Source organism: Streptomyces sp. NPDC030809, from assembly GCF_055572195.1.
On record NZ_JBVIDV010000009.1, the window covers coordinates 168,311 to 189,860 of the forward strand.

At 76.6% G+C, this 21,550-nt stretch carries 14 protein-coding genes; 1 reads left to right on the plus strand and 13 read right to left on the minus strand.

Going from position 1 to position 21,550, the window contains the following annotated elements; all coding sequences use genetic code 11:
* Positions 1 to 51: 51 nt before the first annotated feature.
* The 13 genes from ACZ407_RS14875 to ACZ407_RS14935 form a co-directional block, all read right to left on the minus strand.
* Entirely contained in the window at positions 52 to 7,941 is a 7,890-nt protein-coding gene (locus ACZ407_RS14875) for an amino acid adenylation domain-containing protein (protein WP_468128454.1), read from the minus strand.
* Between the two features lie 67 nt (positions 7,942 to 8,008).
* Positions 8,009 to 9,748, minus strand: a complete 1,740-nt coding sequence (locus ACZ407_RS14880) for a condensation domain-containing protein (RefSeq protein WP_468128455.1) — start codon at positions 9,746 to 9,748, stop codon at positions 8,009 to 8,011.
* Between the two features lie 52 nt (positions 9,749 to 9,800).
* The gene (locus ACZ407_RS14885) at positions 9,801 to 11,327 is read right to left on the minus strand and encodes an AMP-binding protein (RefSeq protein WP_468128456.1); all 1,527 of its coding nucleotides are present in this window, start codon (positions 11,325 to 11,327) and stop codon (positions 9,801 to 9,803) included.
* A 103-nt stretch (positions 11,328 to 11,430) separates the two neighbouring features.
* Positions 11,431 to 12,741 (minus strand): aminotransferase-like domain-containing protein, encoded by a 1,311-nt coding sequence (locus ACZ407_RS14890; RefSeq protein WP_468128457.1) that lies wholly within the window; start codon positions 12,739 to 12,741, stop codon positions 11,431 to 11,433.
* The gene (locus ACZ407_RS14895; protein WP_468128458.1) at positions 12,738 to 13,844 is read right to left on the minus strand and encodes an alpha-hydroxy acid oxidase; all 1,107 of its coding nucleotides are present in this window, start codon (positions 13,842 to 13,844) and stop codon (positions 12,738 to 12,740) included. Before ACZ407_RS14895 ends, ACZ407_RS14890 begins: the two co-directional genes overlap by 4 nt.
* Positions 13,841 to 14,923, minus strand: a complete 1,083-nt coding sequence (hppD, locus tag ACZ407_RS14900) for a 4-hydroxyphenylpyruvate dioxygenase (protein WP_468128459.1) — start codon at positions 14,921 to 14,923, stop codon at positions 13,841 to 13,843. Before hppD ends, ACZ407_RS14895 begins: the two co-directional genes overlap by 4 nt.
* Positions 14,920 to 15,738 carry a thioesterase II family protein gene (locus tag ACZ407_RS14905; RefSeq protein WP_468128460.1) on the minus strand — a complete coding sequence of 273 codons (819 nt, stop codon included), beginning with the start codon at positions 15,736 to 15,738 and terminating at the stop codon, positions 14,920 to 14,922. The genes hppD and ACZ407_RS14905 overlap by 4 nt, the downstream gene beginning before the upstream one ends.
* The gene (locus ACZ407_RS14910; protein ID WP_468128461.1) at positions 15,735 to 17,507 is read right to left on the minus strand and encodes a non-ribosomal peptide synthetase; all 1,773 of its coding nucleotides are present in this window, start codon (positions 17,505 to 17,507) and stop codon (positions 15,735 to 15,737) included. The genes ACZ407_RS14905 and ACZ407_RS14910 overlap by 4 nt, the downstream gene beginning before the upstream one ends.
* On the minus strand, positions 17,500 to 18,618 hold the full coding sequence (locus ACZ407_RS14915; protein ID WP_468128462.1) for a TauD/TfdA family dioxygenase: 1,119 nt from the start codon (positions 18,616 to 18,618) through the stop codon (positions 17,500 to 17,502). Before ACZ407_RS14915 ends, ACZ407_RS14910 begins: the two co-directional genes overlap by 8 nt.
* Positions 18,615 to 19,463, minus strand: a complete 849-nt coding sequence (gene ddaH / locus ACZ407_RS14920; RefSeq protein WP_468128463.1) for a dimethylargininase — start codon at positions 19,461 to 19,463, stop codon at positions 18,615 to 18,617. The genes ACZ407_RS14915 and ddaH overlap by 4 nt, the downstream gene beginning before the upstream one ends.
* Positions 19,464 to 19,467: 4 nt before the next feature.
* Complete coding sequence (locus ACZ407_RS14925) at positions 19,468 to 19,680, minus strand: MbtH family protein (protein ID WP_468128464.1); 213 nt, start codon at positions 19,678 to 19,680, stop codon at positions 19,468 to 19,470.
* 11 nt (positions 19,681 to 19,691) lie between these two features.
* Positions 19,692 to 20,006, minus strand: a complete 315-nt coding sequence (locus tag ACZ407_RS14930) for a hypothetical protein (protein WP_468128465.1) — start codon at positions 20,004 to 20,006, stop codon at positions 19,692 to 19,694.
* A 9-nt stretch (positions 20,007 to 20,015) separates the two neighbouring features.
* Positions 20,016 to 20,219 carry a hypothetical protein gene (locus ACZ407_RS14935; RefSeq protein ID WP_468128466.1) on the minus strand — a complete coding sequence of 68 codons (204 nt, stop codon included), beginning with the start codon at positions 20,217 to 20,219 and terminating at the stop codon, positions 20,016 to 20,018.
* Between the two features lie 274 nt (positions 20,220 to 20,493).
* On the opposite strand from ACZ407_RS14935, the gene ACZ407_RS14940 reads away from it, so the two are divergent.
* Positions 20,494 to 21,489, plus strand: coding sequence for a LuxR C-terminal-related transcriptional regulator (locus ACZ407_RS14940; protein WP_468128467.1), 996 nt, complete (start codon positions 20,494 to 20,496; stop codon positions 21,487 to 21,489).
* Positions 21,490 to 21,550: the final 61 nt, after the last annotated feature.

Consider the following 21,550-nt stretch of genomic DNA (forward strand, 5'->3'; position numbering starts at 1 on the left):
GGACCTCCGGGGGCGTGCGGGGTGGGGCGGGGGGCGTGGGCGGGGGACGGCTCAGGCATCGGCGGCGCGCCGGAGCGTGGGACGGGCCTTCGGCGCGTCGGCGAGCAGGGCGGCGGTGCGGGCCGGGGTCGGGTCCCGGAACAGCTGGCGGATCTTCAGCTCCCGGCCGAGCTCGGCCCGGATCCGGCTGATCAGGCGGGTGACCAGCAGGGAGTGGCCCCCGAGGGCGAAGAAGTTGTCGTCCGGGCCGACCTCGTCCCGGCCGAGCACCTCGGCGTACAGGGCGCGGACGCGGTCCTCGGTGCTGCCGCCCGGGTCCGCGGCCGGCTCCGGCGCTGCGGGGGCGGCTGCGGCCGGGCGCGGGGCCGGGCCGTCGACCGAGCCGACCGGCCGGTCCGGGGCGGCCGCGACGGAGCGCAGCACCAGGGCCAGGTCGGCTGCCAGCTGCTCGGCGCTCGTGTGGTCGAACAGCTCGGTGGCGTAGGTGAGTTCACCGCTGAGGCCCAGCGGGGTGCCGTCGGCGGCGCGCTGCTCGCCGAGGTCCACGCCGAGGTCGAACTTGGACACCGCCCACTCGACGGGGTGCGGCCGGGCCGTCAGGCCCGTCAGGCGGGGCAGGGCGGGCGGCTCGTTCTGCACCTGCAGCAGCACCTGGAAGAGGGGGTGGCGGGCGAGGGACCGCTCCGGGTTCACCTCCAGCACGACCCGTTCGAAGGGCACGTCCTGGTGGGCGTAGGCGGCGAGGTCGGTCTCGCGGACGCGTTCGAGGAGGTCGGTGAAGGCGGGGTCGCCGGAGAGGTCGGTGCGCAGGACGAGGGTGTTGACGAAGAAGCCGACGAGGTCGTCGAGGGCTTCGTCCGTGCGGCCGGCGACGACGGTGCCGATCGGGATGTCGGTGCCGGCGCCGAGGCGGGAGAGGAGTACGGACAGGCCTGCCTGGAGGACCATGAAGAGGGTGCAGCCGTGTGCGCGGGCCAGTTCCAGGAGCTGCCGGTGCAGCTGTGCGTCCAACTCCAGGGGGACCGACCCGCCCGCGAAGCTCGCCACCTCCGGACGGGGGCGGTCGTAGGGCAGGTCCAGTTCGGCCGGGGCGCCGGCCAGCTCCTTGGCCCAGAAGCCGAGCTGACGGGTGATCAGGGCGTTCGGGTCGCCCTCCGCGCCGAGTACGGACCGTTGCCAGACGGTGTGGTCCCGGTACTGCACGGGCAGCGGTTCGAAGCCGGGCGCCGCGCCCGCGAGGCGGGCGGCGTAGGCGGTGGCCAGGTCGGTCAGGAGCGGCCCCCAGGACCAGCCGTCGGTGGCGATGTGGTGCACCACCAGCACGAGCACCCACTCCTCCCGGCCCAGCTCCAGCAGCCGGGCCCGCAGCGGCAGTTCGGCCGCGATGTCGAAGCAGTGGCCCGTGACCTCCCGTACGGCGTCCGCGAGGGCCCCGGGCTCCGCGACGGCGCGGACCTCCAACGGCACCTCGGCCGCCGCACCCTCCAGCAGCCGGATCACCGGCTCGCCCCCGCACTCGTCGAAGACGGTCCGCAGCACCTCGTGCCGGGCCACGACGTCGCCGAGCGCCGCATGCAGCGCCCCGGCGTCCAGCGGACCCGTCAGCCGGTAGGCGAAGGGCACGTTGTGGTGCCCGGACGGGCCCTCGGCCTGGTGCGCGAACCACAGCCGGTGCTGCGCCGAGGACAGCGGCGCACCCTGCCCGGACTCCGCACGCCGCAGCGGCGGCCGGGCCCGGTCGGCGCTCCCCGCCAGCTCCGCGAGGGCGGCCACGGTCTGCGCGCGGAAGACGTCCCGCAGCGAGAGCTCGACCCCGAGGGCCGTACGGATCCGGCTGACCAGCCGGGTCGCCAGGAGGGAGTGGCCGCCCAGCTCGAAGAATCCCGCGTCGGCGGCGACCGCGTCGAGGCCGAGCACCTCGGCGAAGAGCCCCGCCAGGATCTCCTCCCGGGGCGTACGCGGGGCCCGTCCGCCGGCACCGGGCAGCGCGGGCTCGGGCAGGGCCCGGTAGTCCACCTTGCCGTTGGGGGTCAGCGGCAGCGCGTCCAGGACCAGGACGTACGAGGGCAGCATGTAGTCCGGGAGCAGCCGCTCCAGCCGGCGCCGCACCGCGGGCCCGGACACGTCCCCGACCACGTACCCCGCGAGCCGCTTCTCGCCGTCCGCGGCGGCCCGTACGGCGACCACGGCCTGGCAGACGCCCGGGCACGCGGCCAGTGCGGCCTCGACCTCGCCGGGCTCCACGCGGAAGCCGCGGACCTTCACCTGCTCGTCGGCCCGGCCGAGGAACTCCAGCAGCCCGTCGGCCCGCCACCGGGCGAGGTCGCCGGTGCGGTACATGCGCGTCCCGGGCGCGCCGAACGGATCGGCGACGAACCGCTCCGCGGTGGCCGCGGGCCGCCGGTGGTAGCCGCGGGCGACACCCGCGCCGGCGAGGTACAGCTCACCCGGCGTGCCCGGAGGCACCAGGCGCATCCGCTCGTCCAGCACGTACGCACGGGTGCCGTCCAGGGGGCGGCCGATCGGCACGGGCCCCTCGGCGTCCGCGGCGCCGGTGATCAGGTGGCTGGTGGCGCAGAGCGTCGCCTCGGTGGGCCCGTACAGGTGGCGGACCACGGTGCCGGGGCAGGCCGCCAGCACCGCGCGGACCGCGGCGGGGCTGACCACGTCCCCGCCGGTCAGCACCTCGCGGACGCCGGCCAGCAGGCCCGGGTCCTCCTCCGCGACCACGCGGAACAGCCCGGCCGTCAGGTGCACGGCGGTGATGCCCGCCCCGCGGATCAGGGCGCCCAGCCCGGCGACCGTCGGCTCCCCCTCGGGGGCGACGACGACCTGCCAGCCCGACAGCAGCGCCACCCACAGCTCGTAGTCGGCGATGTCGAAGGCGTGCGGCGCGTGGAACAGGACGCGCTCCGCGCCCCGGGTGTGCCAGCCCCGGTCGGCCACGAGGTCCAGGACCTCCCGGTGGGCGACGGCGACCCCCTTGGGCTCGCCGGTGGAGCCCGAGGTGTGCATCAGGTAGGCGAGCTGCCCGGGCGGGCACGGCACGGCCGTGAACTCCCCGTCCTGCGGGTCGGCCGCGGCCGTGTCCGCCGCGGTGACCAGGACCGTGCGGGCGCATTCCAGGCCGAGGGGGGCGAAGGACTCGTCGACCAGCAGGACGGGGCAGCCCGCAGCGGCCAGGACCTTCTGCATGCGTGCGGCCGGGTGCCCGGTGTGCAGCGGCACGTACGCCCCGCCCGCCTTCAGGACGGCCAGCATCGCGACGACGACCTCGGGGGAGCGGGCCATCAGCACGCCGACCGGGGTCTCGGCGCCGACCCCGTACCCGGCCAGGCGCCGGGCCAGGCGGTCGGACCGCCGGTCCAGCTCCCCGTACGTGATCTCGTCCGGACCCGAGACGAGGGCCACGGCGTCCGGGTGCAGGGCGGCCCGGCGGGCGAACTCCTCGTGCACGGAGCCCGCCGCGGCCGCCTGCGGGCCCTGCGGCAGCCAGGCGCCGAGCAGCTGCTCGCGCTCCTGCTCCAGCAGCACCTCCAGCGCCGAGACCCGGCCGCGCGGCGCGCGCGCCGCGGCCCGCAGGACTCCCCGCAGCCGCTCCACCAGGGCGCGCACGGTGCCCTCGTCGAACAGGCCCGTCCGGTACTTGGCGACCGCACGCAGCCCCTCGCGCGCGGAGGTCCCCTCGGTGAACTGCAGCGCCAGCTCGAACTCGGCCTGCGGTACGTCGACCTCCTCGGTCACCGCGGTCAGCCCGGGCAGCTCCAGTGCCGCCGCGGCGGTCGCCCGGCGCATCGTCAGCGCCACCTGGAACAGCGGGTGGTGGGAGAGCGAGCGGCGCGGGTTGACCGCCTCGACGACCTGCTCGAAGGGGACGTCCTGGTGGGCGAAGGCGGCCAGGTCGGTGTCCCGGACCCGCTCCAGGAGTTCGGCGAAGGTCGGATCGCCGGAGAGGTCCGTGCGCAGGACGAGCGTGTTGACGAAGAAGCCGACCAGCTCGTCCAGGGCTTCGTCGGTACGGCCGGCGACGACCGTCCCGATCGGCACGTCCGTGCCCGCCCCGAGCCGGGACAGCACCACCGCCAAGGCGGCCTGGAGCACCATGAAGACGGTGCACCCGTGGGCCCGGGCCAGCGCCTCCAGCTCGGCGGTCAGCGCGGCGTCCAGCTCGAACCCGAGGGCGGCGCCCGCCGGGTCGGCCACGGCGGGACGGGGCCGGTCGGTGGGCAGCGCGGGCTCCTCGGGCAGCCCCGCCAGCGCGGTGCGCCAGTGGGCGAGCTGCTCCTCGGCCGCGTCGGCCAGCAGGTCGCGCTGCCAGAGGGTGTAGTCGGCGTACTGCACGGCGAGCGGGGTGCGCGGGTCCGCGCCCCGGCCGGTACGGGCCGCGTAGGCGTGCGCCAGGTCGGCCAGCAGCGGCCCCCAGGACTCGCCGTCGGTGGCGATGTGGTGCAGGGCCAGCACGAGCGTGTGCTCCTGCGGCCCGGTGGCCAGCAGCGCGGCCCGCAGCGGTACCTGCGAGGCCAGGTCGAAGGGGCGGCCCGCGATCTCGGCGACCAGCCCGGCCGCCTCGGCCGCTCCGTCCGCGTCGAGGAGCTCCAGGACCGGCGGGGCCGGGGGCAGGACGACCTGGCGGGGCTCGCCGTCGGCCTCCGGGTGGACGGTGCGCAGGATCTCGTGCCGTTCGGCCAGGTCGGCCAGCGCCCCGCGCAGCGCCGCCACGTCGAGCGGGCCGCCGAGCCGGACCGCGACCGCGCTGTGGTACGCCGGGTTCGGCCCGTCCAGCCGGTCCAGGAACCACAGCCGGCGCTGCGCCGGGGAGAGCGGCAGCTGCGCCGGGCGCACCTGCGGCCGCAGGGCGGGACGGGCCCGGTCCGCGCCGTCGAGCAGCGCGGCGAGCGCGGCCGGGGTGCGGGCGGTGAACACCTCGCGGATGCCCAGCTCCGCGCCGAACGCCCCGCGCACCTGCGCCACCAGCCGCATCGCCAGCAGGGAGTGGCCGCCCAGCTCGAAGAAGTCGTCCTCGGCGCCCACCTCGGGCAGGCCGAGCACCGACCCGAACAGGCCCGTCAGGATCCGCTCCCGCTCGGTGCGGCCGCCGCGGGCGCCGGTGCGCACGGCGGGGGCGGGCAGGGCCCGCCGGTCGAGCTTGCCGTTGGGCGTCACCGGCAGCTCGTCCAGCACGACCACGGCCGGGACCATGTGCTCGGGCAGCGCGGCGGCCAGCTCGCGGCGCACCCCGCCGGCGGTCGGCGCGGCGCCCGGGGAGGGCACCACGTACGCCACGAGCCGGGGGTCGCCCGGGCGGTCCTCGCGGACGACGACCGCCGCGTGGGAGACGCCCGCGCAGGCCGCGGCGGCGCTCTGCACCTCGCCCGGCTCGATGCGGAAGCCGCGGATCTTGACCTGGTCGTCGGTGCGGCCCAGGTACTCCAGGACCCCGTCGGCCCGCCAGCGCACCAGGTCGCCCGTGCGGTACATGCGGGCCCCCGGCTCGAAGGGGCAGGCCACGAACCGGTCGGCCGTCAGCCCGGGCCGGCCGAGGTAGCCGCGGGCCAGCTGCACGCCGGCCAGGTAGAGCTCGCCCGCGGTACCGGGCGCCACCGGGGCGAGCCGGCCGTCCAGGACGTACGTACGGGTGTTGGCGGCGGGCCGGCCGATCGGGACGGCGGCGTCCCCGGCCCGGCAGGACCAGAGCGTGACGTCGACCGCGGCCTCGGTCGGGCCGTACAGGTTGTGCAGCTCCGCGCCGGGCAGCACCCGGAAGAACGCGTCCTGGGTGTGCGGGGGCAGCGCCTCGCCGCTGGCGATCACCCGGCGCAGGGAGCGGGCGCCCGCCGCGGCGGGCTCGCGCAGGAAGACGTCGAGCATGGACGGCACGAAGTGCGCGGTGGTGACGGACTCCCGGGCGATCAGGTCGGCCAGGTAGGCGGGGTCCTGGTGGCCGCCGGGCTTGGCGACCACGAGGGTGGCCCCGGTCAGCAGCGGCCAGAAGAACTCCCACACCGAGACGTCGAAGCCGCTCGGCGTCTTCTGCAGCACCCGGTCCCCGGCCCCGAGGCGGTACTCCCGCTGCATCCACTCCAGCCGGTTGACGATGGCCCGGTGCGGGACGAGGGCGCCCTTGGGGCGGCCGGTGGAACCGGAGGTGAAGATCGCGTACGCGGGGTGGTCGGGCAGGACCGCCGGCCGCGGAGCGGGATCCGCCGCGGGCAGCGGGGCGTCCAGCCGCAGCACCGGCGTCCCCGGCACCTCCCAGCCGGTGCTGAGCACCAGCGCCGGGGCGGCGTCGGCCATGATCCCGAGGTTGCGCTCCGCGGGCTGGCCGGGGTCGAGGGGCAGGTAGGCGGCGCCCGCCTTCAGCACCCCGCACAGGGCGACCATCAGGTCGAGGGAGCGCGGTACGGCGACCGCGACCAGGCTCTCCGGTCCGATGCCGCGGGCCGCGAGCACGTCCGCGAGGCGCCCCGCCCGCTCGTCCAGCGCCCGGTAGGTCAGGGACTCCCCTTCGAAGACGACGGCGGTGTCCTCGGGGGTCCGGGCCGCCTGCTCCGCGAGCAGCGCGGTCAGCGTCGTCTCCGGGAGGGCGGCGGCGGTGTCGTTCCATTCGGCCAGGACCCGGTGGCGCTCGGCCGCGGTCAGCGCGTCCAGGACCTCCACCGGTGCGTCCGGCGTCGCCGTCCACCGCTCCAGCAGCCGCACCAGCCGCTCGCCGAGCTCCCGGACCCGCTCGGTGCCGACGAGCCCGGGGTGGTGGCTCAGCCGCAGCCCGAGCGCCGCCCCCGGCTCGACCACCAGGGTCAGCGGGAAGTGCGTGGTGTCCCGGAACCGGATCCGCGCCTCCAGGCCGAAGCCGGGCAGGTCGAGCGCGTAGTCGCTCATCGGGAAGTTCTCGAAGACCAGGTTGGTGTCGAACAGGGCCGACGGCGCGCCGGCCAGCTTCTGGATCTCGGTCAGCCCCAGGTGGTCGTGGTCCACCAGCTCCGCGCGCTCCCGCTGGAGCTCGGCGCAGATCCGGCGCAGCGGGGCGGCCGCGTCGATCCGGGCCCGCACCGGCACGGTGTTGATCAGCATGCCGATCATCCGCTCCGAACCCGGCAGTTCGGCGGGACGGCCGCTGACGGTGAGGCCGAAGACCACGTCCTCCTGCCCGGTGGTGCGGGCCATGAGCGCCGCCCAGGCACCCTGGACCACGCTGGTCAGCAGCAGACCGCACTCCCGGGCCCGGGCGGTCAGCGCCGCCGTCCGCTCCTCGTCCAGCCGGACCACCACGTCCTCGGGGGTGGCGCCGGGGGCGACCCGGCCGGTGCCGTCCGCGAGCCGCCCGGGCGCGTCGAGGCCGGCCAGGGCGGCGCGCCAGGCCTCCTCGGCGGCGGGCCGGTCGCAGCGCGCGAGGTGCGCCAGGTACTCGCGGTAGGGCCGCACCGGCTCCGGCTCGCCGCCCGCGTACAGGGTGAACAGCTCGCGGAACAGCAGTCCGAACGACCAGCCGTCCAGCAGGATGTGATGGGCCGTCACCAGCAGCCGGTGCCGGTCGTCCGCCAGCCGCAGCAGTGTGAACCGCAGCAGCGGCGGGCGGCGGCTGTCGACGCCCTGCGCCCAGTCCTCCTCCGTCAGTTCCGCGGCCCGCTCCTCGGCGGCGCCGGCGGGCAGGGCGCCGAGGTCGTGCTCCTGCCAGGCCGGCTCCATGTCCCGGCGGACCACCTGGACGGGGTCGCCGTTCTTGCGGTGGGTGAGGACCACCCGCAGGTTGGCGTGGCGGCGCAGCAGCTCGCCGGCGGCCCGGCGCAGCCGTCCCGCATCGAGCGCCCCGTCCAGGTCGACGGTGAACTGGGCGATGTAGAGGTGCTTCGACTCCTCGTCGTACCCGGAGTGGAAGAGCATGCCCTCCTGCAGCGGGGAGAGGGGCAGGACGTCCTCGATGGCCGGCCGGCTGGTGTTCATGTGTTGCTCGCTTTCTGGGAGACCGCGGGAGGGCGGCGGCGGGGCGGGGGTGGCGGTCCGGTCGGGATCAGAGGAGGTCGAGGGAGGCCGCGAGCTCGTCCAGTTCGTCCTGTCCGATCGCGTCGAGCAGCAGGCCCGAGGCGGCCGGGACGGCGGCGGGCACGGCGGCCGGGACGGCGGGGCCGGTGCGGTCGGCGTGGGCGACGAGGGCGCCGAGCATCCGGAACCAGCCCTCGGCCAGCGCCCGCACGTCCGCCTCCTCGTGGACGCCTTCGGCCCAGGCCCAGTCGGCGTGCAGGACGGGCCCGTCCGCCGACTCCAGGACGAAGGCGTTCACCTCGACGGCGTGCGCCATCGGCATGCCCGGGCCGGGGGCGTCGAGCCGGGCCCCGTGGGCGGGCAGCAGCTGCCAGTCGCCGCCGCCCGGACCGCCCAGCCGGCCCAGGTAGTTGAAACCGAGGCCCGCGGGCTCCGCCGCGGCGAGCTCCGCGCCGGCGACCGGGTCGAGGTGGCGCAGCAGGCCGTACCCGAGGCCCTTGCGCGGGATCGCCCGCAGCTGCTCCCGGACCCGCCGCAGGGCCTCGCCGGCGGTGGGGCCGCCTTCCTCGGCGTCGGCCGCGTCCAGGCCGTCCAGGGCGAAGCGGGTGGGGAAGAGCGTGGTGAACCAGCCGACCGTACGGGAGAGGTCGGCCTCGGCGCCGATGTCCTCCCGGCCGTGGCCCTCCAGCTCCACCAGGACCTCGGGGCCGCAGGGCCGCCAGCGGGCCAGGGCCAGGGAGAGCCCGGTCAGCAGCACCTCGTTGGCGTCGGCGCCCAGCCGGTCGGCCACCGACGTCAGCAGGGGTCCGGCCGTGGCCGCGGGCAGGCTCAGGACGAGGTGCCCGGCGCGGTCCTCGTGGTCGCGGGCCGGGTCCAGCGGGCGGCGGCCCGCGATGCCCGCACCCGGCCGCACCACACCGCGCCAGTACGGGGCTTCGGCCGCGGTCCGGTCCGCGGCCGCCTCGGCGGTGAGCAGCTCGGACCAGCGGCGGAACGAGGTGGCCACCGGGTCGAGGGCGCCGGCGGGGGCCCGTCCGGCGGCGACCGCCTCCCAGGCCCGGGCGAGGTCCCCGGTCAGGACCCGCCAGGAGATCCCGTCCACGACCACGTGGTTGACGACCAGGGCCAGCGCCCCGGGCAGCCCGGCCCCGGCGTCGAACCAGACGGCCTGCACGATCACCCCGCCGTGCACCGAGAGCCGGTCGCGTGCCGCGTGCACCTCCCGCGCGACCTCCTCGGGGGCGGCCTCGCGGCCCTCCGTCGCCACCCGGCGCAGGCACTCCGCGGCGCGCACCGACCCGGCCGGGCGGGTCCGCCATCCGGAGGCGTCCCGGACCACGCGCAGCATGTCGTGCCGGTCCAGGACGGCCTGGAGCACCTCGGCCGCGCTCTCCGCGGTCAGCCCGGCCGGGGTCCGTACCACCAGGTACTGGCAGTAGCGGTCGGCGGGCCCGCCGCGGCCGTCGAGCCAGTGCATCACCGGCGTCTGCCGGACCGGCCCGACCCCGTCGTCGGCACCCGGCCCGGCGGGCCGGGCCAGCGGCCGCGCGGCGGCGGCCAGCGCCGCCACGTCCGGCAGGGCCAGCACGTCCCGGACGGCGATGCGCAGCCCGGCCCGCCGGGCCGCGCCGACCACCTGCACGGCGATGATGCTGTCACCGCCGAGCCGGACGAAGCCGTCCTGCGGGCCGACCTCCGGGATCCCGAACAGGTCCGCCAGGACACCGCACAGGATCCGCTCCGCCTCGGTCACGTCGATTCCCCTCATGGTCTTCCTCGTTCTCGTTCTCCGCGGGCCTCCGGGGCCTCTCGCGGGCTTGTCAGACGGCGGTGCCGGCCGGGGCGAACAGGGCCCGCAGCGCGGCCCGGTCGACCTTTCCGTTGGCGGTCACCGGCAGCTCCGGCACGGACCGGAAGTGCCGGGGCACCATGTAGGCGGGCAGCTGCGCCGCGCACGCCGCGGCCAGCTCCTCGGGCCCGGGGCCGTCCGCCGCCGTCGGGGTCCACACGGCCGCGAGCCGGCGCGAGCCCGCGAGCTCCACCGCCACCACCACGGCCCGGCGGACCCCCGGGACCGCGCCCAGGACCGCCTCGACCTCGCCGGGCTCGACCCGGTAGCCGCTCACCTTGAGCTGGTCGTCGGCCCGGGCCACGAAGTGGAAGTCCGCCCCGTCGAACCGGACCACGTCACCCGTGGCGTACGTGCGGCGCGGGCTCCCGTCGCGGTGCGGCAGGGTCCGGAAGCGGGCGGCGGTCAGCTCCGGGTCGCCCAGGTAGCCGAGGCCGACACTGCCCCCGCCGACGATCAGCTCCGCCTCCTCGCCCGCCGCGAACGGCCGCAGCACGCCGCCCGCCTCGCGCAGCAGCTCCGCCCCGGCCACGGCGCCGCCGATCGGCGGGTGCTCGGGCCAGGACGCGGCCTCCTGCGGATCCAGCCGGTACTGCGTGACCACGTGGGTCTCGCTGGGCCCGTACTCGTTGACCAGCGCGACCCCGGCGGCGCCGCAGAACTCCCGCACCTCGGAGTTGACGACGAGGCGCTCGCCCGCGACCGCGATCTCCCGCAGGTCGGGCATCGCCCCCGGTTCCAGGACGGCGGCCGTGGCCAGCGCGTGCAGCCCCACCACCGGCAGGAACAGCCGGGCGACGCGCTGTTCGCGGATCAGGTCCATCAGCGCGAAGGGGTCCTGGCGCTCCTCGTCGGAGACCACGACCAGGGCGGCCCCGGCCAGCCAGGTGGCGACGATCTCCTCGTAGCCCACGTCGAAGCCGATCGAGGCGGCCTGGAGGGTGTGCGGCGGCCGGTCGTGCGCCCAGTGCCGTACGTGCCAGTCGCCGAGCGCGGCCAGCACCGACGGGGGAACGGCCACCGACTTGGGCTCGCCGGTCGATCCGGACGTGGGGATGACGTACCCGACGGTCCCCTCGCGCAGTTCCTCCAGCGGGGCGCCGCGCAGCTCGCCGGAGGCGACCTCGGCGGGGCCGAGCCCGGTCGGTGCGGTGTGGTCGGGGCGGACCAGCAGGGCGCAGAGCCGGGCGATCCGCGCGGCCCGCGGGGCGGGCATGCCCGGGTCCGTGCAGACCACGCCCAGGCCGGCCCGCCAGGCGCCGAGCACCGCGGCGCAGCGCTCCCAGGACCGTTCGCCGTGGACGGCGACCACGTCCTCCGGTCCCAGGCCGCGGGCGGCGAGCCCGCCCGCGATCTCGGCGGACAGCCGGTCGAGTTCGCCGTACGTGCGGGCGAGGCCGCCGTCGACGACGGCCACCGCCGCGGGGTCGCGCCGGACGGCGCGGATCAGGGACCGGACGAGCGAACGCCGCGGGCCGGGAGCGTCGGCGGTGTGCATGGACGGTCCTTCCGGGGATGGTGCGGGCGGGGAGGGGAGAGGTGCGGTCAGGGAGGGGAGGGGTGCGGGCGGGGCCGGGAGGGGCGCGGGCGGGACGGTCGGCTCAGCCATGCGCCGCCGCCCGCTGCTCGTCGACCAGGGCCGCCAGCCGGTCGAGGCCGTCCTCGATCCGCTCGGGATCCAAGGAGCTGCACGACAGCCGCAGTTGGCGCTCGGCCCGCTCGTGGCCGCTGAAGTGGCGCATCGGGGTGAAGAGCACCCCGTGCCGGACGGCGGCCTCCTCGACCAGGGCATCGGTCACCGGGAACGGCACGTCGAGCACGACGAAGAAGCCCCCGGCGGGGGCGACCCACCAGACCCCGGGCACCCCGGCGAACCGCCGGTGCAGCCCTTCGAGCAGGCAGCGCAGGTTGCGCCGGTAGACGCCCGTCTGGCGGCGGTTGGCCGCCAGCAGGCTGCCGCCGTGCTCCAGCAGCATGCCGCCGACCAGCGCCTGCGCCACCGGCGGAGTGTTGACGGTCAGCATGCTCTTGGACCGGGCCAGCTCGTCGGCCAGCAGCGCCGGGCCGCCTTCCCCCGTGACGCGCTGGTCCGCGACGGCGAAGCCCACCCGGGCGCCGGGGAAGCAGGTCTTGGCCAGCGAGCCCAGGTAGACGACCCGCTGCCCGGTGTCGAGGGCCTTCAGCGTCGGCGGCCGGGAGCCGTCCGTCATCCGGAAGAACCCGTACGGGTTGTCCTCCAGCAGCAGCACGTCCTCCTGCTCCGCGACCTCCAGCAGCTCCAGGCGCGTCTGCGTCCCCAGGGAGTGGCCGCTCGGGTTGGAGAAGTCCGGCACCAGGTACAGCGCGCGGGGCCGCTCCCCGGCCGCGCGGACCTCGCGGATCCGCTCGCGCACCTGCTCCGGACGCACTCCGCGGGGCCCCTCGGGCACCGACCGCACCGGGAGGTCGAGCAGCCGGGCCGCGCCCGTCAGCCCGACGTACGTCGGGTCCGGGGCCAGCACCACGTCCCGCGGGCCGGCCTTCAGCGCGTGCAGCACGAGCCACAGCGCCTCCTGCGCGCCCACCGTGACGAGGACGGCTTCGGGGTCGCAGACGATGCCCTCGTCCCGTTCGAGCTGACGGGCGATCAGCTCGTGCACGACGCCCTTGGTGCGGCCGTACTGGAAGAGCTCCCGCCGCACCCCGGCGGCGTCGTAGCCCTTGTCCGAGGTGAGGTGGCCGATGTACGCGTCGAGGTACCGGTGCAGGTCGGACGGGTCGAAGAAGTCCTCCGCCGGCCGCCCGGGGGCGAAGGAGACCGCCTCCGGGAACCGTCCCGCGATCTCGTTGAGGAAGGTCATGGACAGCAGCGCGGGGTCCGCGAGGGACGGGTGCAGGTCGGCCCGGTCCAGGGCCACCGCCGTGCGGGTCACCGGTCCACCCCCAGCACCGTCAGCCACGGGGCGTCGGCGGGGGTGCCGCAGCCCGACAGCTCCAGGGCGGAGCGCAGTTCGGCCGCCAGCAGGTCCAGCACCCGGGAGACGCCCGCCGAGCCGTCCGCGGCCAGGCCCCACAGGACGGGGCGGCCCAGCAGCACCCCGTCCGCGCCGAGCGCCAGGGCCTTCAGCACGTCCGTACCGCTGCGGATCCCGCTGTCCAGCAGCAGCCGGCAGGACGGCGGGACCGCCTCCCGGACCGCGGGCAGCATGTCCGCGCTGGCGACCGCGCCGTCGAGCTGGCGCCCGCCGTGGTTGGAGACGACCACGGCGTCCGCACCGGCCGCGGCCGCGGCCGCGGCGTCACCCGGATCGAGGATCCCCTTGACGATCAGGGGCAGCCGGGTCTGCTCCCGCAGCCGGGCCAGGTCCTCCCAGCCCAGCGTGCGGGCGAAGGACTCGGCGGTGTGCTCCGCCACCGCGCACGTCCCGGCCCGGCGCTCGGCGGCCCGGCCGGTCGTGGCCGGGTCGAGGTGCGCGGCCGCCACGCCCGCCGGCAGTGCGAAGCCGTTGCGCAGGTCGCGCAGGCGCCGGCCCATCGAGGGGACGTCGACCGTGACCATCACCGCGGCGCAGCCCGCGTCCTCGGCGCGCCGCACCAGTTCGGCGGTGAGCCCCGGATCCCGCTGGCAGTACAGCTGGAACCACGTGGTCCCGCCCAGGGCCGTGACCTCCTCCACCGGCACGCTGCTCAGCGTGCTCACGGTGAACGGCACCCCGGCCGACGCGGCCGCCCGGGCCGTGGCCAGCTCGCCCTCGGGGTGGAGCAGCCGCTGGTAGGCCATCGGCGCCACCGCCACGGGCAGGGCCGCCCGGCCGCCCGGGAGTTCGGCCGACGTGTCGCAGCCCCCGGGACCCGTCAGGACGCGCGGGACGAGGCGGATCCGGTCCAGGGCGGCCCGGTTGGCGGCCAGGGTCAGCTCCTCGCCGCTGCCGCCCGCGATGAAGTCCCAGACCTCCGGAGGCAGGGCCCGGCGGGCCGGACCGGCGAAGTCCGCCGGCCGGACCGGGGCCGGCGCGATGTCGTGTCCGGCGGTCACCGCAGGACCTCTCCGGCGCCCAGCCGCTCGGCCTCGACGGCTTCGTACAGGGCCTTGATGTTGCCGTTGCCGAAGGTGCGGGCGCCGAACCGCTCGATCACCTCGTGGAAGAGGGTGCGGCGCGGGTGGGTGGAGCGGGTGAAGATCTGGAAGAGCTGCCCGTCGTGGTCCTCGTCGACCAGGACGCTGATGCGCCGGAGCTCCTCGGTGGAGTGCCGGGTCAGGGCGAGCCGGTCCGCGAGCATCGTGTAGTAGGTGTCGGGGACGCTCAGGAACTCGACCCCGCGGTCGCGCAGCGCCGAGACCGCCCGGACCACGTCCCGGGAGGCGAAGGCGATGTGCTGGACGCCGGCGCCGCCGTGCTCGGCGAGGAACCGGTCGATCTGGCCCGGCTCCCGGGAGGTGTCCGGCTCGATCAGGGTCAGGGTGACCTCGCCGGAGGCGCTCTGCACCACCTTGGAGTCCATGGCCTGCGCGCCGACCCGGATGAGCTCCTGGAAGATCATGCGGAAGCCGAGGACGCGGGTGTAGAACTCCACCGTCCTGGCGAGCTCTCCGGCCGGCAGGCAGACGGCGAAGTGGTCGAGCTCCTCCAGGAGTTCGCCGTCCGCGTCCGGCGCGGCGGCGTCCGGCAGCGGGGTGAAGCCCGGGGGCAGCCCGGCCGGGTCCGGCTCGACGAGGGTGTGCACGACGTCGCCGAACCCGGCGACCACGGCCCGGGTACGGCCGTCGGTCTCCCGGCGCGGCACGGCCAGGGGAACCGCGCCGCGGGAGACCGCCTCGTCGAAGACGGCGGTCACGTCCGGAACCGCCAGAGCGATGTCGGCGACGCCGTCGCCGTGGGCCAGGACGTAGGCGGCGCCCGGGTGGTGCGGCGAGCGGGCCTGGGTCAGGACGAGGGAGATCCGGCCCTGCCGCAGGAGCAGGGACTCCGCGTCGGCGGACGCGGCGCGGGCGACCGCGCGGAAGCCGAAGCGGCCGGTCAGCTCGGCCGCCGCCGACGCGAGGTCGGCGACGTAGGACTCGACGTGGCTGATGCCGAAGGCGGGGGAGAAGGTCATGGAACTGCCGTTCGTCATGGGGCCGCCGTCCCTCGCGGGGCGGCGGACACGGAGGGGACGGGGGCGGGCGCCGCGGTGGCCCCGCTCGTCAGGGAGGTGATCCGGGCGGGCAGGGCCCGCCACACCTCCGGGGTGTAGAAGTGGCCGCCGGGCAGGACGTCGTGACGGAACGGGCCGTCGGTCAGCGCCGCCCAGCGCGGCCCCGCGTCCCGGTCGATGACCGGGTCCGCGTCCCCGGAGAACACCTGGAGCGGGACGCCGGTCCGGGCGCCGGGGACGGGGGCGAAGGTGTCCCGGGCGGCCAGGTCGGCCCGCATCAGCTCCACGGCCATCTCGGTCAGCTCGGGCTCTTCGAGGACGTGCTCGGGCAGCAGGCCGTGGGTGCTCATCCAGCCGAGCAGCTCCTCGTCGCGCTGTCCCAGGTCCAGGAACCGGTCCCGGTCGGTGACCCCCCGGTCCGGGGCGTTGCAGGCGGAGACGACCAGGGCGCGCGGTGCGGGCGCGCCCGCCGCGGCCAGCCGTACGGCCACGTCGAAGGCCATCCAGCCGCCCATGCTGTGCCCGAACAGGACGTACGGGCCCTGGCCGGCCACCGCGGCGACCCCGGCGGCGGCGTCCGCCGCGAGCTCGTCCCAGGTGCGGGCGTACTCCTCGGCGAACCGCCCCTCGCGCCCCGGATAGCAGACGGCCACCAGGCCGGCGCCGTCCGGCAGCGCCGGGATCCAGTCGTGGAAGGTGGCGGTGCCCCCGCCGCAGAAGGCGAGGCAGACCAGGGTGGGCGCCCCTTCCGCGGTCTCCTTCAGGCGCACCGCGGTGGTGTCGAGGACGCTCACGAGACCTCCCCGGCGGCCGCGGCCCGCACCGAGTGCGCGTGCCGGGCCAGGTCGGCGAGGACGGGGAAGCGGTAGACGTCCTTGGTCCGCAGCGCGACCCCGGCGTTCCTCTTCAGCCGGGACACCACGCGCAGCGCCAGCAGCGAATGGCCGCCGAGCGCGAAGAAGTTCGCCTCCGCGTCGATGCCGTCCCGGCCGAGGACCTCGGCCCACACGGCCGCGATCAGCTCCTCCAGCGGGCCCTCGGGCGCGCGCCCGGAGGACTCCGCCCCGGCGGCGGGGGCCGTCGGCAGCGGCGGCAGCGCCTCGGTGTCCACCTTCCCGTTCGGCGTCAGCGGGAGCGCGTCGACCGTGACGAAGGCGGACGGGACGAAGTGCGCGGGCAGTGCGGCCTCGCAGTGCCGGCGCAGCTCCGCTTCGGTCGCCCGGGCCCCGGGGGCCGGGACCCAGTACGCCGCGAGGAGGGCGTCCCCGTCCGGCCCGGTCCGGGCCACGGCGACGGCCGCCGCCACCGCGGCGTGGCCGCGCAGCCGGTCTTCCAGCTCACCCGGCTCCACCCGGAAGCCGCGGATCTTGAGCTGCCGGTCGGTGCGGCGCAGGAACTCCAGTCCGGAACCGTCCCGCCGCACCAGGTCGCCGGTGCGGTACATCCGGCTCCCGTCGGCGGCGAAGGGGTCCGCGACGAACCGCGAGGCGGTCAGCCCGGGCTTCCCGGCGTAGCCGGCGGCCACGCCGGGACCGGCCAGGTACAGCTCGCCCGTGTCGGCCGGCCGCAGCTCCTCGTCGAGGACGTGGGCGCGGACCCCGGCCAGCGGCTCGCCCAGGCGCGGGTCGGCCCCGGTGATCCGGGTGGCGGTGGCGTCGACGGTGCACTCGGTGGGCCCGTACAGGTTCCAGGCCTCCACGGCCGGGTCCTCGGCCAGCGCCCGCCACATCGGCACCGGCACCGGCTCGCCGCCCAGCAGCAGCCGCAGCGGACGCCCGGGGCGCAGCCGCGGTCCGGTCAGCTGCCAGTGCGAGGGGGTGCAGTCGAGGTCGGTCACCCCGTGCGCGTCGAGCAGCGCGTCCAGCCGGGCCGGGTCCGTGCGGTCCTCGTCGTCCAGGACGACCAGGGTGTCGCCGCGGCACACGCGGACCAGCTGCTGCACGGACGCGTCGAAGGACAGGCTGGCGTTCCAGGCGACGACCCGGTGGCCGGACGGGTAGACGCCCCGCTCCTCCAGGCCGGCGACGAGGGCGGCGACACCGCCGTGCGTGACCTCCACGCCCTTGGGCGCGCCGCTCGACCCCGAGGTGTGGATGAGGTAGGCCGCGGTGGCCGGGTGCCCGGCGCGGCCGGACGGCTCCGCGCCGGCCTGCGCGGAGGGCGCCGCCGGGTCGGCGGCGGCGGGGTCCGGGTCCAGGACCGGCAGGCCCCCGGCCCACGCGGCCGCGGCGCCCGCCGGGGCGACCACCGCACGCAGTCCGGCGTCGGCCGCGATGTGCGCCAGCCGCTCGCCGGGGTACGCCGGGTCCAGCGGAACATAGGCGGCACCGGCGCGCCACACGGCCAGCGGGACCGCGGCCCAGGCCGTGCCGCGGGGCAGGCTCACGCCGACCCGGTCCCCCGGGCGGACGCCGAGCGCGCGCAGCGCCGCCGCCAGCCGGGCCGTGCGCCCGGCCAGCTCCCCGAAGGCCAGGGAACCGTCCGCGGCGTGCACCGCGGCCCGGTCGGGGAAGGTCCGGGCGGCCTCCAGGAACCGCTGCACCAGGTTCGTCGGCTCAGCCACGGGACACCGCCGCCACGGTTCCGGCGCGCGGGGCGACGGTCGGGGCGCAGTCCGCCACCGCGACCGGGTCGCCCATCGCGACGACGATCCGCCGGTCGCCGCGGAAGGGGTCGCGGCCGTGTGCGGTCAGGACGTTGTCGACGAGCAGCAGGTCCCCCGGCTGCCAGGCACGGCGTACGGTGGCCCCCTCGTAGGCGGCGTTGACGGCCGCCAGGTCCGCTTCCGTCAGCGGGACGCCGTCGCCGAGACCCGTGTCGAAGGGCAGCCCGTCGGGGCCGAGTTCGTCCAGCAGGACCTCGCGCAGCTCCTCGTCCAGCGAGAAGCGGTTCCAGAACGCCATGTGGTTGAACCAGACCTCCTCGCCCGTCTGCGGGTGGCGGACGATGCCCGGCCGGACCTGGCTGGTGCGCAGCGTGCCCGCTTCGTCCCAGGCGCAGGCGATGGCGTTCTCGGCGCAGTACGCCTCGACCTCCTCGCGGGTCGCGGCTCCGAAGGCGGACTGCCAGGCGACCGAGAGGGTCTCGGAGTAGGTGCGGGTCAGGACCCAGCCGGAGGTGCGCATCCGCTCGACCAGGGCGGCGGGGAGCGCGCGCAGCACCTCGCGGCAGTCGGTGACGGGCGTCGCGCCGCCCTCCTCGGGGGCGGTCAGGCAGCCGAAGAGCAGCAGGCCGGGGAAGGTCAGCGTGTAGCTGTTCTCGTTGTGCGGGCGGATCGCCTGCGCGGCGGGCAGGTCGGTGGAGGAGAAGACGCCGGAGCCGAAGTCGCTGCGGGGGGTGGCCTTCTCGCGGTAGGGCGTGGCCCGGCGGACCAGCTCGTCGCGGACGACGGCGAAGTCCTCGACGCTGCGGACCGGCAGCCCGCTCACGTACACGGCGCCGAACCGGTCGAGCCCGGCGCGCAGTTCGGCGCGGTGCTCGGCGAGCCAGTCCCGGGCGGCGGCCGCGTCGGCCAGCCGGGGGGCGCGGACGGTGGCCGGGGCGCCGGGCTCGGTGAGCCAGTCGAGGACGCCCGCGAAGGAGGCCTCCGCGGTGGTGGCTCCGGCCGCGGTGGCTCCGGCGGCGGTGGCTTCGGCCGCGCCGGCTTCGGCCGCGGTGGCCTGGTGCGGGCTCATGCGGAACCGCCCGCGGCCGGTGCCTGCGCGGCGTGGCGGAGCTCCAGGGTGCAGCACTTGACGCTGCCGCCGCCCTTGAACAGCTCGGACAGGTCGACGCCGATCGGTGTGAAACCGCGTTCGGCCAGCCGGTCCGCGAGCCCGCGGGCGGCCTCGGCGAGCAGGACGTTCCGCCCGTCGGAGAGCGCGTTCAGCCCGAAGACCTCGGCGTCCTCCTCGGTGGCCAGCAGCGCGTCCGGGTACAGCTCGCGCAGTACGGCCTGCGACTCGGCGGAGAAGGCGCCGGGGAAGTACATGATCTCGTCGTCGTCGAGGACGGCGAGGGCGGTGTCCAGGTGGTAGAAGCGCGGGTCGACCAGGGTCAGCCCCACCACCGGGGCGCCGAGCACCCGTTCGGCCTCGGCGTGCGAGGCCGGGTCGGTGCGGAAGCCGGTGCCCGCGAGGATCCGGGAGCCGGCGACCAGGTAGTCGCCCTCGCCCTCGTTGACGTGCTCCGGTGCGACCACCTCGGTGTAGCCGTTGGCCTCGAACCAGGCCTGGTAGGCGGGGGCTTCGGCGGCCCGCTCGGGGTGGCGGAACCGCGCCATCAGGACGCGGTCGCCCAGCACGGTGGCGCCGTTGGCCGAGTAGACCATGTCGGGCAGCCCCGGGACCGGGTCGATCAGGTCGACCGTGTGCCCGAGCTCCCGGTAGAGGGCGTACAGCCGCTCCCACTGCAGGACGGCGAGGCCGGTGTCGGTCGGCTTGCCCGGGTCCATCCAGGGGTTGATGCGGTAGTCGACGGTGAAGTGGGAGGGGCGGCACATCAGGTAGTGCCGGGGACGGGCGGTGCGCTGGACGGTCATCGGCTCAGACCTCCCCGAGTGCGGCGACCAGGCCGGCCGGACGCAGATCGGTCCAGTTCTCCTCGATGTGCTCCAGGCAGTCCTGGCGGCCGGCCGGGCCGTGGACGGCCGTCCAGCCGGCCGGCGCCTCGATCGAGGCCGGCCACAGGGAGTGCTGGTTCTCCTGGTTGACGAGAACGAGGTAGGTGCCCTCTTCGTCCTCGAAGGGGTTCGTCACGGGTGCTCCTGTCAGGTCGTGGTGGTGGCGATCGCGCCGGGTCGCGCGAGGCTCGTGTGCCGGGTGGCGAGGTGCCAGCCGTGGAGGGGGGAAGGAGGCGCGAGCGCGCGGCGGCAGATGGCCAGGGCGGCCTCCGCGGCGGTCCTTCCGGGCGTGGCCACGGTGAAGAGTCCGAGGTCCACGCCGTGCGGACCGCTCCGCACGCTGACGTGCTCCAGGCGCTCCCCCGGGCGGGCCGCGTCCCAGAGCAGGCGGACCAGGCGGCCGTCGTCCGCGGGACCGGCGCCGGGCCCGGGCGGGACGAGGGAGAAGAGGGTCAGCTCCATGCGCCCGCGTCAGTCCCAGATGAGGCCGTACGCGACCGCGCCCGGGGCGGCCGGGAGGGCCGCCGAGGACGCCCGTACGGTGCCCGCCCCGGCCGTGTCCGCCCCGGACGGCCCGCCGCCGGTGAGCGCGAGCGCGGCACAGGCGACGGCCGCGGCGACGGCCGCCGCCGCGGTGCGGAGCGGACGGACGGCGGTGTGGACGGAAGAAGTCATGGCGGTGCCCTCATCGGGAGTGGGGAAGGGGTGCCGAGCGGCACGCCTCCATCCTGGCCAAGGCGTTGACCTGGGGGAACGGGTTCAGGGGTGGCGGAAGCGGCCAGGACGCTTTGGGACAGCCGTCCCCGGCCGGCCCTGCCCGGACCCGGTCCACGGCGCCGGGCGGAGCCGCGTTGACGCGCGTAGAGGGCGCGTTTATGGCACGTAGATGTCCGGCAGGCAGGCTGCTCGCACAACGACGGGGGCGACCGCAAGCCAAGAGGGGGAGACGATGTCCGTGACGCTCGGCCTGGAGGAGCTCGACCAGACGGTGTACGAGGAGATGCTGGCCCGGCCCGAACTGGGCCTGGCCGAACTCGCCGCCCGGCTCGGGGTGGAGCCCGACCGGATCCGCGAGTGCCTCGACCGGCTGTTCGCGCTGCGCCTGGTCCAGTCGTCCTTCGAGACGCCCGGCGGCTTCACCGTCGTGGACCCGGTCCTCGGGATGCAGCGGCTCCTGGACCAGCAGCACGAGGAACTGCTGCGCCGGCACCGCCAGGCCGCGGACCACCAGCAGGCCCTGGTCCGGATCCTCGCCGGCGCCGGGACCGGCGCCGGGACCGGCGCCGCCGGCCGGCCCGCCGAGGGCGTCGAGCGGCTGACCGGACTCGACGCCGTGCAGCGGAGGCTGGAGCGCCTGGCGCTGGAGGCCCGGACCGAGGTGCTGACCTTCATGCCGGGCGGCCCCCAGTCCGCGGCCGCGCTGGAGGCCGCCGAACGCAACGACGCCCTCGTGCTCGGCCGCGGCGTCGCCATCCGCACCATCGGGCTGGACCTCGTCCGGGAGGATCCGGGCACCCTGCGTTACGGCCGGGCGCTGCTGGCGGGCGGCGGGGCCTTCCGCACGGTCCCCGCGCTGCCGACCCGGATGGTGCTGGTCGACCGCACCCACGCCCTCGTCCCCATCGACCCGGCGGACAGCCGCCAGGGCGCGCTGTTCCTGTCCGCGCCGGGCATGATCGCGCCACTGGTCGCGCTCTTCGAGCGGGAGTGGGGCGCGGCCGTACCGCTGGGCGCGGATCCGTCGGAGGCCGGGTACGTCCCCACCGAGCAGGAGCGGTCCCTGCTGGGCCTGCTCGCCGAGGGCCACACCGACGAGTCCGCCGCAGGACAGCTGCACATCTCGGCCCGCACCGCCCGGCGGATCATGGCTTCGCTGATCGAGCGGCTGGGCGCCCGCAGCCGGTTCGAGGCCGGGCTGCGCGCGGCCCGGCTCGGCTGGGTGTGACCCGGACGCGGTTCCTCCACTCCGCCGTACGGGCCCTGCCGGGGCGCGCCGCGCCGCCGCG